Genomic DNA, 11,808 nt, shown 5'->3' on the forward strand with positions numbered 1-11,808 from the left:
CTTTAACATAAAGAAAAAGTAATGAGTACTCTCTCCCGTCGGAGATTTCCTCACTACTAATCTTAGTATGTTTTCTATACTCAAAAAGGCTCCATAATCTCCACAGTGGATTTACCCACTACAGAAATTATAGAGCCTTTTCATCTTCCTGAAACCAAAGGCATTTCTCTTAATGACTTTGATGAGATTATTGGTAGCTTCCAGTTTGGCGTTGGAAAATGTGAGTTTTGTTGTTTTTCAGTGTAGATCATATGGGACTTTTTTCTACACTCAAAAAGGCACTATATGACCATAGTGGGTTTACCCGTCATAGTCATATAGTGCCTTTTATTTTTTGCTTAGTTTAACAACCGCCTCGGTCCGTGCTGTGTGGGGAAACATGTCGACAGATTGAATGTATTCTACCTTGTAGGCTTTGCTTAGCTCAACAAGGTCCCTTGCAAGAGTGGATACGTTGCAGGATACATAAACCATTTTAGCTGGTTTGTAATCCAAAATGGTTTTGAGGAGCTTTTCATCGAGTCCAGTTCGTGGAGGATCAACTACCAAGGCATCAGCCCTGTAGCCTTCTTGGTACCACTTTGGAATGATTTCTTCTGCTTTACCTGCCTCATAGTGGGTATTGGATAGTCCCATTCGCTTAGCGTTTGCTTTGGCATCCTCGATGGCTTCTGGAATAATGTCCATACCTCGAACAGATTTGACCTTTTTAGCAAAGGCGAAGCCGATTGTGCCCACGCCACAGTAGGCATCAATCAAGTTTTCATCTCCTGAAATGTCCAAAGCCTTGATGGCCTCGCCGTAGAGAATTTCTGTTTGTTGGGGATTTAGTTGGTAAAATGCCCGTGGAGATAGTGAGAATTCGTAATCTAAAACAGCCTCATCGATAGCTTGTTCTCCCCATAAAATTTCTGTTTTTTCACCATAAATATCACTCGTTTTTTGTCTATTCCAGTTTAGAGCAATAGTGATTATACTTGGAAATTGACTGGTGAGTTCCTCAATTAATTTAGTAAGATTAACCTGACAAGAGGTGATAAAAATCACTTGAACTTGACCTGTTTTTCGAGCCTTGCGGACCATAACCGTGCGGATTCCATGTTGCTTGCGCTCATTGTAAATAGGGATACGGTGCTTGGTGAGTAGCTTTGCGATTCCGTTGATAATCTCTTGTGTTTCGGCATCTTGGACGTAACAATTCGTAATTCCAATCAAGCGATGGGAATTTTCTGCATAGAGACCGGCCTTGACTTGATCTTTGAAAGATCGAGTCTGGAACTGTAATTTGGCACGATAGTGGCTAGGCTTATCCATACCGATTGTTGGATAAATAGTGTAGTTTTCGTAGCCAGCTGGTTTGAACTTTTTTAGGGCCTGCTGCAAGAGATCTTGTTTGAAGTCTAATTGTTTATCATAGCGGAGGTGCATGATTTGACAACCACCACAGGCTTGATAGATGTCACAGGCAGGCTTGACTCGGAATTTTGATTCCTTGTTGATTTTTAACAATTTTGCTTCAACGAAATTTCGTTTGACTGAGGTAATTTGACAAAAAATTTCTTCCCCCTTAAGGGCACCAGGGACAAAGACTAGCGTTTTTTGATAAAATCCGATTCCTTCTCCGTTGATGCCCATTCGTTTGATTTTTAAGGGGATTCGTTGGTTTACTTGTAGATTCATATTATTATTTTACCGAAAAATCCTGTATAATGAAAGAATGAGAATTACAAAAATTGAAAAGAAGAAACGTCTTTATTTACTTGAAGTGGATGGTCAGGATAGTTTGTATATTACGGAAGACACAATTGTTCGCTTCATGCTTAGTAAGGGCAAGGAAATCACGGAGCAGGAGTTTTGTGAGCTTCGCGATTTTGCTCAGTTTTCTTATGGGAAAAATCTAGCACTTTATTACCTTTCCTTCAAGCAACGTACCCAAAAAGAAGTTAGTGATTATCTAAAAAAATATGAAATTGAAGAAAACAATATTGTCAAGATTGTGACGGTATTAGAAGAGGAAAAATGGCTGGACGATGGGAATTATGTTGATAGCTATGTTCGTCAGAATGCTCTAAATGGAGATAAGGGACCAGCTATGATTCGTCAGAAGTTGATGCAGAAAGGAATTCCTAAACCGCTGATTGATAAAAGGCTGGCTGAGGAAAATTTTTCAGAGCTTGCTGGGAAGATTGGGGAGAAATTGGTGGGTAGATACCAAAGAAAGTTGCCTCTTCGAGCTTTGCAAGATAAAGTTGTACAGGGATTGATGGGTAAGGGGTTTTCTTATGAGACGGCCAAACAAAGCCTGGGTCAGTTGGAACTTGTGGCTGATGAGGAAAATGAAGATGATTTAATCGCCAAGGAATTGGATAAGCAGTATAGAAAATATAGTCGTAAATATGAAGGCTATGAATTGAAGCAAAGGTTGATACAGGCTTTAGCTCGAAAGGGTTATGACTTTGATCGGATTCAGACTGTCCTTCGTGATTATCTGTGAAAAAATTTAGCCTAGGTTAGAAAAATATGATATAATAGTCAAGATAAATTGTAATTGTAGAAAGTTGGTAACAAAGTGAAATTACCAAAGGAAGGCGACTTTATTACAATTCAAAGTTATAAGCATGACGGTGAAATTCATCGCACTTGGCGTGACACCATGGTATTAAAAACAACGGAAAATGCTATTATTGGAGTCAATAATCATACCTTAGTGACTGAAAATGATGGTAGGCGTTGGGTAACAAGAGAACCAGCAATCGTTTATTTTCATAAAAAATACTGGTTCAATATCATTGCAATGATTCGTGAAAACGGAGTTTCCTATTATTGTAACCTTGCTAGTCCATATGTTCTCGACAATGAGGCACTCAAATACATTGATTATGACCTAGATGTTAAGGTCTTTGCTGATGGTGAAAAGAGACTGCTGGATGTGGATGAATATAAGCGTCATCGTAAGGCGATGAAGTATTCGGATGATATTGATTTTATTTTGAAGGAAAATGTCAAGATACTGGTTGATTGGATTAATAACCAGCGCGGACCATTCTCTCCAGCCTACGTTAATATCTGGTACAAACGCTATTTAGAACTGAGAAGTAGATAAAGTTAGAAAAGAAAATCCTGTTTTACAGGCTTTTTTCTTATTGTAAAGGAGGGGCTTATGGCCTTTGAACAAACAAATGGGCGCTATGCAAGTTTTGGAGTTGTGACCTCGCTTCCCGGGGAAGTGATTGATAGTTTCTGGTATGTTATTGATCACTACTTAAAAGGAGTTATTCCTTTGAAAAATGTAATCCGTTTTTCTATCAAAAATCGTCGTGGTAAGATTACGTTGGTCTTTTCGCAGGAAGGTTATAAAAATGTACTGGCTGTAGATTTAGGTAGTCGTTTTGATCCTTTTTATCCCTCAACAATCTTGGTAATGGACAAGCAGGGAAAAGAGACCATTACTTTGCCAGATGAGGTGACCTTGCTTTAGCTTGAAGAGCTGGTATTTTATCACCTAAGATATTGTTAATATATGAAATTTGGTGTAAAATAGATTTGTAAGCTTATGTGGGTTAGAAAGGAGGAGTCTATGGTTAGTCAAACTGTTGAGAAACCTCTCTATTTGCAGTTGGTTGATGAATTGGAAGTTGCAATTCGTGAGAGGATGGCTCCGAATGACAAGTTATTTTCAGAGCGTGAGTTGACACAGGTTTATGGTGTTAGTCGTATTACAGTTCGTTTGGCTTTGCAAGAATTGGAAAAACGTGGCTTAGTCTATAAGAAGCATGGTAAGGGAACCTATGTATCTGAGATTTCAGATACTGCAGTTGATTTGTCTCAGGCCTATAGTTTTACTGAGCAAATGAAAAAAATTGGGAAAGTACCGAGGACATCGATTTTATCCTTTGAATTGGTTAAGGCGTCGGACTATATTGCGCAGCATCTACAACTTAGTCAGGGTGAGGAAGTGTTTGAAGTTGAACGTTTGAGACTTGCAGATGAGGTTCCGATGATGTTGGAAAGGACATATGTTCCTGCCTCGCTATTTCCTGGATTAGCTGCTCAGCGAATGAAGTCAACTCCCTTGTATGAAATTTTCTCAGAGGATTATCATCAGGTGATTCGTTTGGCAGAAGAAGAGTTCTATGCAAGTATTGCTTTGGATAATGAAGCTAAGATACTCGGAATTCCAAGCAATAGTCCAGTACTTCATTTGGTAAGAAAAACCTATAATGATAAGAATAGAATTATCGAGTTTACGTTTAGTATTGCTAGAGCGGACCAGTTTCGTTACAAGATTACCCATCAACGGGGATATTAGAATTAATACTCTTCGAAAATCAAAATTATTCGTTGTCAAGAGCCTTGATGAAATCCAGTTCTATTTTCGGCTTTATTTCCTAGACTACTTTTGATTGTTATTGGATATGAAAAAACGCGGACGTTAGTCTGCGTTTTTTTAGCGATGATTGGCTGTAATTTCAAATTTGTAATACTTCCAGTGTTTGTAAGTTTCAGTATATTCCATCACTTCACCGCTAGTACTGTTAGTAGTTGTTTTGTTTTGTAGTACAGCTGGTTCAGTCGCTTTTAATTTCAAATGAGTGGCAACCTCTTTTGGACATGGGCTGACAATTTCATTCGTTTCTACAAATGGTTCCTCGGACATGTGGATATTGTAGTCTAGTTTGAAGCGTTGATAGATTGATTGATAGTGCTCGAGTGGAGCATCTGGATTCTGGATATATCGTTGAGGGATGTATGAATTGTGGAAGATGTATGGAGTGTCTTCTGCTGCGCGGACGCGTACAATTTTATAATAAAACTCATTCTTGTCAAGATTTAGTTTTTCAAGGATATCGGGTTTATTGCCTTTTTCGCACGAGAGAACAGTAACCTTATCCTTATCCATAGGAAAAATCTCAATATCAGAAAATTCTACAAGACGTCCTTTGCGTGAACGGGATACAAAGGTTCCTTTACCTTGTTGACGAACTAGGTAGCCGTCTTTAACTAGTTCGTTTACTGCACGAATAACGGTGATAGAGCTAACGTTAAATAGTTTTGTTAATTCAGATTCTGTGTAAAATTTGTCGCCATTTTCAAATTTGCCAGAGATAATTTGCTGGCGTAAGTCGTTTTGTATAAGTTGGTACTTAGGTACTTTCATTACATATTCTTTCCTTTCTATGATTTATTATACTAAATGGTTGAGAAAAAATCAAAAAATATAGCTATTTTCTATAAAAAATTGAAGAGAAAACCTATACAATTCAATTGTTTAAATGAGTTTGTAATGAAATTCAAAGAAGTTTAAAAAAATTAAAAAAAGTACTGGACATAACCACAAAGAAATGTTATTATATTAACAGAAAGGTAAGCGGTAACAGCGGAGGAGACCTATGAAAGAATTTAAAATTAAAGATCAATTCTACATAAATGGAAAACCGTTTAAAATTTTATCTGGTGCTATCCATTATTTTAGGGTTCATCCGGATGACTGGTACCATTCCTTGTATAATTTAAAAGCTCTAGGTTTTAATACGGTTGAGACCTATGTTCCTTGGAATATGCATGAATCTCAAAAAGGTGATTTTTGCTATGAAGGGATTTTAAATGTTGAGCGTTTTTTAAAACTTGCTCAAGAATTAGGGCTTTATGCAATTGTTCGTCCTTCCCCCTATATTTGTGCAGAGTGGGAGTGGGGAGGTCTCCCCGCTTGGTTGATGCAGGAAGAGCTGAGGGTTCGTTCACATGAAGAGCGCTACCTAAAGCACTTAGATGAATATTACGCTTCTCTTCTTCCTAAATTGGCCAAGTTCCAACTCGCACAAGGTGGTAATATCCTTATGTTCCAGGTAGAGAATGAATATGGTTCCTATGGTGAGGATAAGGAATACCTGAGAGCAGTAGCAAGTCTAATGAGGAAATATGGGTTGACAGCTCCCCTCTTCACCTCAGACGGTGCTTGGCGGGCGACGCTTCGAGCAGGAACGCTAATTGAAGATGACATCTTTGTGACGGGTAACTTTGGTTCGAGAGCCAGAGAAAACTTTGCCAACATGAAGGCTTTCTTTGAGGAACATGGTAAGAAGTGGCCCTTCATGTGTATGGAATTCTGGGATGGCTGGTTCAATCGCTGGGGCGATGAGGTCATTCGCCGTGATCCAGATGAGATGGTCGATGCTGTTATGGAATGTATTGAGTTGGGTTCTATCAATCTCTACATGTTCCATGGTGGAACTAATTTCGGTTTCATGAATGGGTGTTCAGCCCGCGGTCAGATTGATTTGCCACAGGTGACTTCTTACGATTACGATGCGATTTTAGATGAGGCTGGCAATCCAACCAAGAAATTCTATGCCTTGCAAAAACGTATGAAGGAAACCTATCCAGATTTGGACTATGCTGAGCCACTGGTAAAAGAAGCCAAGGCCTTTCCAAGTGTGAACTTGAAGGATAAGGTAAGCCTCTTTGCTGTAGCAGAAAATGTAAGCGATTACTCCTCTAGCTTCTATCCAAAAAATATGGAAGAACTGGGGCAATCGACGGGCTATATCCTCTATAGAACGCAGTTAGAGCGGGATAAGGAGGAGGCAGAACGGATTCGTGTCATCGATGCGCGTGACCGTATTCAAGTCTATGCGGATGGTTGTTTGGTTACCACACAATACCAGACAGAAATTGGTGAAGACATTGCACTAGAGTTTGCATCCAACCATGTTGAACTGGCTGTCTTGGTTGAAAACATGGGACGGGTCAATTATGGTCATAAGTTGACAGCACCGACACAGTCTAAAGGGTTGGGTCGTGGTGCCATAGCAGACCTGCACTATATTGGCAATTGGGATATGTATCCATTGCCACTGGATGATATTTCTGGTCTGGATTTCACGAAAGAGTGGCAGGAGGGGCAACCAGCCTTCTATCGCTATCAGTTTGAAGTGGAAGAACTGGCAGATACTTACTTAGACATGACTGGTTTTGGTAAGGGAGTTGTTTTTGTTAACAATGTAAATATTGGACGTTTTTGGGAAAAGGGACCAATCCTCTATCTCTATATTCCAAAAGGATACTTAAAGAAAGGAGAGAATGAAATTATCGTCTTTGAGACGGAAGGAAGATATAGAGAAAAGATTAGCTTTTCACAAAACCCCGTAATAAAAGAATTGTAGAGTCTTAAAGTAGACTTCTACTCAAAAGATTTATGGAGAAAAGGAGAAGAAAATATGGCAATTATTGCTACACGTATTGATGGTCGTTTGATTCATGGTCAAGTTGCTAACCTGTGGACTACCAAATTAAATATTAGTCGTATCATGGTTATCGATGATGCTGTGGCTCAAAACGATATTGAAAAACAAGGTCTAAAATTAGCCTGTCCTCCAGGGGTAAAATTATCTATTTTACCGATTGAAAAGGCTGCTAATAATATTAAGGAAGGTAAGTATGACAGTCAACGTCTCTTGATTGTTGCACGTCGTCCTGAAAACTTCCTGCGCTTAGTTGAATATGGTGTAGAACTCGCTGAATTGAATGTCGGCAATATGTCACAATCACCAGAAACTCGCTCTGTTACTCGTTCTATCAACGTTGTTGATAAAGACATCGCTGATTTCGATGCCTTGGCAGCCAAGGGAGTGAAATTATTTGCACAAATGGTACCTGGCGATTCACCAAAAGACTTTATGCCATTATTGGATAAGGTTAGATAACATTCGGATATTTTTGAAAAATTTAAAGGAGGATCACTATTATGCAATGGTGGCAAATATTACTTCTAACGCTCTACTCTGCTTACCAGATTTGTGATGAGTTGACAATTGTTTCGTCAGCAGGCTCACCAATCTTTGCAGGGTTCATCTCTGGTTTGATCATGGGGGACATGGCAACTGGTTTGACAATCGGAGCGTCTCTTCAATTGATGGTACTCGGTGTGGGTACCTTCGGTGGTGCATCTCGTATCGACGCAACTTCTGGTGCGGTTCTTGCAACAGCTTTCTCAGTATCACAAGGTATTGATCCAGAGCTTGCTGTATCTACTATCGCAGTTCCAGTAGCAGCGCTTCTTGTTTATACAGATATTGCTGGTCGTTTCTCAACTACTTTCTTTGCACACCGTGTAGATGCTGCGATTGAACGCTTTGACTACGCTGGTATCGAACGCAACTACCTGCTTGGTGCAATTCCTTGGGCACTTTCTCGTGCACTTCCAGTTTTCCTTGCCCTTGCTTTCGGTGGTGAGTTCGTTAAATCAATGGTTGATACCATTGAAAACTATAAATGGGTTGCAGATGGCTTGACTCTTGCAGCTCGTATGCTTCCAGGTCTTGGTTTTGCAATCTTACTTCACTATCTTCCACTTAAACGTAACCTTCACTACTTGGCGGTAGGTTTCGCTCTTACAGCTATGTTGACTGTTCTTTACGGTAACGTATCAGCTTTGGGTGGTGCAGTTGCTGGTATCGTTGGCACTCTTCCTGAAGATGCAGGCGTAAGCTTTGTCAATAACTTCAAAGGTTTGTCAATGATTGGTATCGCTATTGTGGGTGCATTCCTTTCAGTGCTTCACTTCAAAAATAGCCAAAAAGTAACTGTGGTTGCTCCATCACATTCAGAAAGTGGGGAAATTGAAGATGACGAAATCTAATTACAAATTAACAAAAGAAGATTTTAATCAAATCAACAAACGTAGCTTGTTCACTTTCCAACTTGGTTGGAACTATGAGCGGATGCAGGCATCTGGCTACCTCTACATGATTTTGCCACAATTGCGTAAAATGTATGGAGATGGTACTCCTGAGTTGAAGGAAATGATGAAATTGCATACTCAGTTCTTCAATACTTCACCATTTTTCCATACCATCATCACAGGTATTGACTTGGCACTTGAAGAAAGTGACGGTGTGGCTTCTAAAGATGCGGTTAACGGTATTAAAACTGGTTTGATGGGACCATTTGCCCCAATTGGTGACTCCATCTTTGGATCCTTAGTTCCAGCAATCATGGGTACTGTAGCAGCGACTATGGGGAAAGAAGGTTCTCCGGTTGGTATTTTCCTTTGGGTTGCTGTAGCAGTTGCTTATGATATTTTCCGTTGGAAACAGTTGGAAGTTGCTTACAAGGAAGGTACTAAGTTGATTACTACCATGCGTGATAAGTTGACTGCTCTTGTGGATGCAGCCTCTGTAATGGGTGTCTTCATGATGGGGGCCTTGATTGCGACTATGATCAATTTTGAAGTGACTTGGGCTCCTCAGATTGGTGAGAAAGTTATTGATGTACAAGACTTGCTCAACACAATCTTCCCTCGCCTTGTTCCAGCTGTCTTTACAGGTTTTGTATTCTGGTTGCTCGGTCGTAAAGGTATGACCTCTACCAAGGCTATCTTGATCATCATTGCGCTTGCTCTTTGCTTGTCAGCAATCGGTCACTTCGCATTTGGTATGGCATAATGGCTAGAAGTTTAGTATTAGTAAGTCATGGTATCTTCTGCGAGGAGTTGAAAAAATCTACTGAAATGATTATGGGTCCTCAAGAGGACATCTATACAGTAGCTTTATTACCAGAAGAAGGTCCAGAAGACTTCCAGAAAAAATTTGAAGAAACAATTGCTAATCTAGATGACTTTGTTGTCTTCGCAGACTTGTTAGGCGGTACACCAGCCAACGTCGTATCACGAAAATTGATTGAAGGTGGGCAGTTTGACCTCTATGCAGGGATGAACATGCCTATGGTCATTGGTTTCTTGAACGGCGTCCTGCTGGGAGAGGCTGTGGATTATGTCGAATTTGGGACAAGCAACCTAGTTCATGTCAATAGCCTATTAACAAGTGATAGCGATGATGAGGAGTGAAACAGTCAGGGAAGTTGAAACAGTTTGGGAAACTGTTTCAACTGGTCGCCTTGAAATGAAAGAGTGACCAAAGGCAGCCCGAGCCTGAAAACTAGAGAGCGAGGGAAGTTCAAGGGAACTGTTTCAACTGGTCACCTTAAAATAAGATATACAAGTTAGTCATCTATTTAGATAGGCTTTAAGTATCCTGAGGGAGTTGCAATAGTAACTCCCTCATTTGGCTTATGAGGAAAAGAAATGATTGAAGTAAAAGAATTTGGTGAAAAAGCGAAGCTCTATTGCTTGAAAAATAAAAACGGTATGCAGGTCAGTCTGACGGATTTTGGTGCCAGAGTGGTAGAAGTGCTTCTGCCAGTAGAAGAAAATGGCGGTTTACGAAATGTTAGTTTGGCGGCGGGGTCAGATGTTGATTACCGCAAGACAGATTTGTACCCTGGTTCTACTATTGTTCCAGTTGCAGGTCGTATTTCGGGTGCCCAGGCTGAGATAAAGGGAAAACGCTACCATTTTACAGAAAATGAACCAGGTCGGACCTTGCATGGTGGGGTTGACACGGCAAATGAGCAGTACTGGGACGTTGAGCTAGACCATGAGAGAAATCAAGTGACCTTTGCTATGGTCCTAAAAGATGGTTTTAATGGCTTTCCTGGTGATGTGAGGGTCAAGGCTATTTATTGTTTGACGGATAAAAATGAATTGACAGTTGACTACCAGGCTGTATCGGATAAGGATACGATTTTTAATCCGACCAACCATATCTATTTCAACTTGACTGGTGATTTTCAACGGTCAGTTGCCGAGCACCGTATTAAAATTGCTGCGAATCACTATGCTCCGCTTGGGGAGGATAACCTGCCAACGGGCGTCTTAGAAGATGTGACAGGGACGCCGTTTGATTTTAGAGATTTTGCGCCTTTTGCTCAGGGATTTGATAGCCAATATCCTCAAAATGTGTTGGTAAAAGGCTATGACCACCCATGGTTATTGGAAGAGGTGGATATTCCGGTAGAAGTTTTGAGTCCAGATGGGAAAATTGGACTCAGTGTCAAAACCAACCAGCCTGCGGTCGTTATATATACATATAATTTTCCTGTTGAAGCTTTGGCCTGTTACCATGGTGTCTTTAGTTTAGAGTGTCAGGCCTTGCCAAATGCGTGCAATGTCGATGGATTTGGTTCGATTTTGTTAGAACAAGGAGAAGAATTTTTGTCTAAAACGACCTATCGTTTTACTTGGTAAAAAAATGGGGACTCTAACGTAACCGCCCAATAACAAAGTATCTATCTAATCACTCCCTCCTCCTGTATACTGTTATAAAAAACAAAACTGGAGGATTTATTATGTCACACCCCATCGTCCCATTGACTATTCCCCTATCTCGCCGCTTTGAGAAGAAAGGCAGAAATGATATTCTGATGAAAATTCATCTCGGAAAAGTGGAAGTCACATTCTTTCACTCTATCAACCAAAAAATATTAGAAACAATCTTGGATAAGGTACTGCACTATGACCATCCGACTCAGTGATTTAGGTCAAGTCTACTTGGTTTGCGGTAAAACGGACATGCGTCAAGGGATTGATTCTCTCGCCTACCTTGTCAAAAGTCAATTCAATCTGGATCCCTTTTCAGGTCAGGTCTATCTCTTCTGCGGAGGTCGAAAAGACCGATTCAAAGCTCTTTACTGGGACGGACAAGGATTTTGGTTGCTTTACAAACGTTTTGAAAATGGGAAATTGACCTGGCCAAACAATGAAGAGGAGGTCAAGGCTCTAACTTCCGAGCAGGTGGACTGGCTCATGAAAGGATTTTCGATCAGTCCAAAAATAAATATTTCAAAAAGTCGTGATTTCTAGTAATCGCCCAATAACAAAGTATATTGAAAAGGCTCTAAAGTCCTGTCGACTCTGGAACCTTTTTCTATTTACACGCTCTCTTAATTTTTTCCTTCCATGGTAAATAAGCC

The 11,808-nt window shown here is 40.2% G+C and carries 14 protein-coding genes and 1 pseudogene; 12 read left to right on the forward strand and 3 right to left on the reverse strand.

The features are described from left to right. Nucleotides 1-138: 138 nt before the first annotated feature. Nucleotides 139-225, reverse strand: a pseudogene (locus tag SST62_RS1000000112030) (transposase); the annotation flags it as partial. A gap of 102 nt (nucleotides 226-327) precedes the next feature. Beyond that, the gene (rlmD, locus tag SST62_RS0103775; RefSeq protein ID WP_029186353.1) at nucleotides 328-1,680 is read right to left on the reverse strand and encodes a 23S rRNA (uracil(1939)-C(5))-methyltransferase RlmD; all 1,353 of its coding nucleotides are present in this window, start codon (nucleotides 1,678-1,680) and stop codon (nucleotides 328-330) included. Between the two features lie 37 nt (nucleotides 1,681-1,717). Between rlmD and recX the strand changes: the two genes are divergently transcribed. The 4 genes from recX (at nucleotide 1,718) to SST62_RS0103795 (ending at nucleotide 4,309) form a co-directional block, all read left to right on the forward strand. Continuing rightward, nucleotides 1,718-2,494, forward strand: a complete 777-nt coding sequence (recX, locus tag SST62_RS0103780) for a recombination regulator RecX (protein WP_029186354.1) — start codon at nucleotides 1,718-1,720, stop codon at nucleotides 2,492-2,494. Nucleotides 2,495-2,569: 75 nt separating this feature from the next. Further along, on the forward strand, nucleotides 2,570-3,103 hold the full coding sequence (locus tag SST62_RS0103785; protein ID WP_024375910.1) for a DUF402 domain-containing protein: 534 nt from the start codon (nucleotides 2,570-2,572) through the stop codon (nucleotides 3,101-3,103). Nucleotides 3,104-3,160: 57 nt separating this feature from the next. Beyond that, a complete protein-coding gene (locus tag SST62_RS0103790; protein ID WP_029186355.1) occupies nucleotides 3,161-3,478 on the forward strand; it encodes a DUF960 domain-containing protein in 318 nt (105 codons plus the stop codon). A gap of 99 nt (nucleotides 3,479-3,577) precedes the next feature. Then, complete coding sequence (locus SST62_RS0103795) at nucleotides 3,578-4,309, forward strand: GntR family transcriptional regulator (RefSeq protein WP_004194101.1); 732 nt, start codon at nucleotides 3,578-3,580, stop codon at nucleotides 4,307-4,309. Nucleotides 4,310-4,447: 138 nt separating this feature from the next. Here SST62_RS0103795 and SST62_RS0103800 read toward each other — a convergent pair whose 3' ends face one another. Beyond that, entirely contained in the window at nucleotides 4,448-5,158 is a 711-nt protein-coding gene (locus tag SST62_RS0103800; RefSeq protein ID WP_015646515.1) for a GntR family transcriptional regulator, read from the reverse strand. Between the two features lie 232 nt (nucleotides 5,159-5,390). Between SST62_RS0103800 and SST62_RS0103805 the strand changes: the two genes are divergently transcribed. The 8 genes from SST62_RS0103805 (at nucleotide 5,391) to tnpB (ending at nucleotide 11,698) form a co-directional block, all read left to right on the forward strand. Further along, nucleotides 5,391-7,163: a glycoside hydrolase family 35 protein gene (locus tag SST62_RS0103805; RefSeq protein WP_029186356.1), complete on the forward strand. Its 1,773-nt coding sequence runs from the start codon at nucleotides 5,391-5,393 to the stop codon at nucleotides 7,161-7,163. Between the two features lie 54 nt (nucleotides 7,164-7,217). Further along, complete coding sequence (locus SST62_RS0103810; protein ID WP_029186357.1) at nucleotides 7,218-7,703, forward strand: PTS system mannose/fructose/N-acetylgalactosamine-transporter subunit IIB; 486 nt, start codon at nucleotides 7,218-7,220, stop codon at nucleotides 7,701-7,703. A gap of 38 nt (nucleotides 7,704-7,741) precedes the next feature. Beyond that, nucleotides 7,742-8,638 carry a PTS mannose/fructose/sorbose/N-acetylgalactosamine transporter subunit IIC gene (locus SST62_RS0103815; RefSeq protein WP_029186358.1) on the forward strand — a complete coding sequence of 299 codons (897 nt, stop codon included), beginning with the start codon at nucleotides 7,742-7,744 and terminating at the stop codon, nucleotides 8,636-8,638. Continuing rightward, nucleotides 8,625-9,443 (forward strand): PTS system mannose/fructose/sorbose family transporter subunit IID, encoded by an 819-nt coding sequence (locus SST62_RS0103820; RefSeq protein ID WP_029186359.1) that lies wholly within the window; start codon nucleotides 8,625-8,627, stop codon nucleotides 9,441-9,443. The genes SST62_RS0103815 and SST62_RS0103820 overlap by 14 nt, the downstream gene beginning before the upstream one ends. Next, on the forward strand, nucleotides 9,443-9,844 hold the full coding sequence (locus tag SST62_RS0103825; RefSeq protein WP_029186360.1) for a PTS sugar transporter subunit IIA: 402 nt from the start codon (nucleotides 9,443-9,445) through the stop codon (nucleotides 9,842-9,844). The genes SST62_RS0103820 and SST62_RS0103825 overlap by 1 nt, the downstream gene beginning before the upstream one ends. A gap of 237 nt (nucleotides 9,845-10,081) precedes the next feature. Beyond that, nucleotides 10,082-11,083, forward strand: coding sequence for an aldose epimerase family protein (locus tag SST62_RS0103830; protein WP_029186361.1), 1,002 nt, complete (start codon nucleotides 10,082-10,084; stop codon nucleotides 11,081-11,083). A 101-nt stretch (nucleotides 11,084-11,184) separates the two neighbouring features. Then, nucleotides 11,185-11,370 (forward strand): hypothetical protein, encoded by a 186-nt coding sequence (locus SST62_RS0103835; RefSeq protein ID WP_029942435.1) that lies wholly within the window; start codon nucleotides 11,185-11,187, stop codon nucleotides 11,368-11,370. Then, nucleotides 11,351-11,698 carry an IS66 family insertion sequence element accessory protein TnpB gene (gene tnpB / locus SST62_RS0103840; protein ID WP_029186362.1) on the forward strand — a complete coding sequence of 116 codons (348 nt, stop codon included), beginning with the start codon at nucleotides 11,351-11,353 and terminating at the stop codon, nucleotides 11,696-11,698. The genes SST62_RS0103835 and tnpB overlap by 20 nt, the downstream gene beginning before the upstream one ends. Nucleotides 11,699-11,808 lie beyond the last annotated feature (110 nt).

Origin of the sequence: Streptococcus suis YS56, assembly GCF_000440115.1 — a bacterium.
Classification (GTDB): Bacteria; Bacillota; Bacilli; order Lactobacillales; family Streptococcaceae; genus Streptococcus; species Streptococcus suis_L.

Coding starts and splice junctions, on each gene's coding strand:
- rlmD (WP_029186353.1), bottom strand. CDS start 1,680: ATGAATCTACAAGTAAACCAACGAATCCCCTTAAAAATCAAACGAATG.
- recX (WP_029186354.1), top strand. CDS start 1,718: ATGAGAATTACAAAAATTGAAAAGAAGAAACGTCTTTATTTACTTGAA.
- SST62_RS0103790 (WP_029186355.1), top strand. CDS start 3,161: ATGGCCTTTGAACAAACAAATGGGCGCTATGCAAGTTTTGGAGTTGTG.
- SST62_RS0103795 (WP_004194101.1), top strand. CDS start 3,578: ATGGTTAGTCAAACTGTTGAGAAACCTCTCTATTTGCAGTTGGTTGAT.
- SST62_RS0103800 (WP_015646515.1), bottom strand. CDS start 5,158: ATGAAAGTACCTAAGTACCAACTTATACAAAACGACTTACGCCAGCAA.
- SST62_RS0103805 (WP_029186356.1), top strand. CDS start 5,391: ATGAAAGAATTTAAAATTAAAGATCAATTCTACATAAATGGAAAACCG.
- SST62_RS0103810 (WP_029186357.1), top strand. CDS start 7,218: ATGGCAATTATTGCTACACGTATTGATGGTCGTTTGATTCATGGTCAA.
- SST62_RS0103820 (WP_029186359.1), top strand. CDS start 8,625: ATGACGAAATCTAATTACAAATTAACAAAAGAAGATTTTAATCAAATC.
- SST62_RS0103825 (WP_029186360.1), top strand. CDS start 9,443: ATGGCTAGAAGTTTAGTATTAGTAAGTCATGGTATCTTCTGCGAGGAG.
- SST62_RS0103830 (WP_029186361.1), top strand. CDS start 10,082: ATGATTGAAGTAAAAGAATTTGGTGAAAAAGCGAAGCTCTATTGCTTG.
- SST62_RS0103835 (WP_029942435.1), top strand. CDS start 11,185: ATGTCACACCCCATCGTCCCATTGACTATTCCCCTATCTCGCCGCTTT.
- tnpB (WP_029186362.1), top strand. CDS start 11,351: ATGACCATCCGACTCAGTGATTTAGGTCAAGTCTACTTGGTTTGCGGT.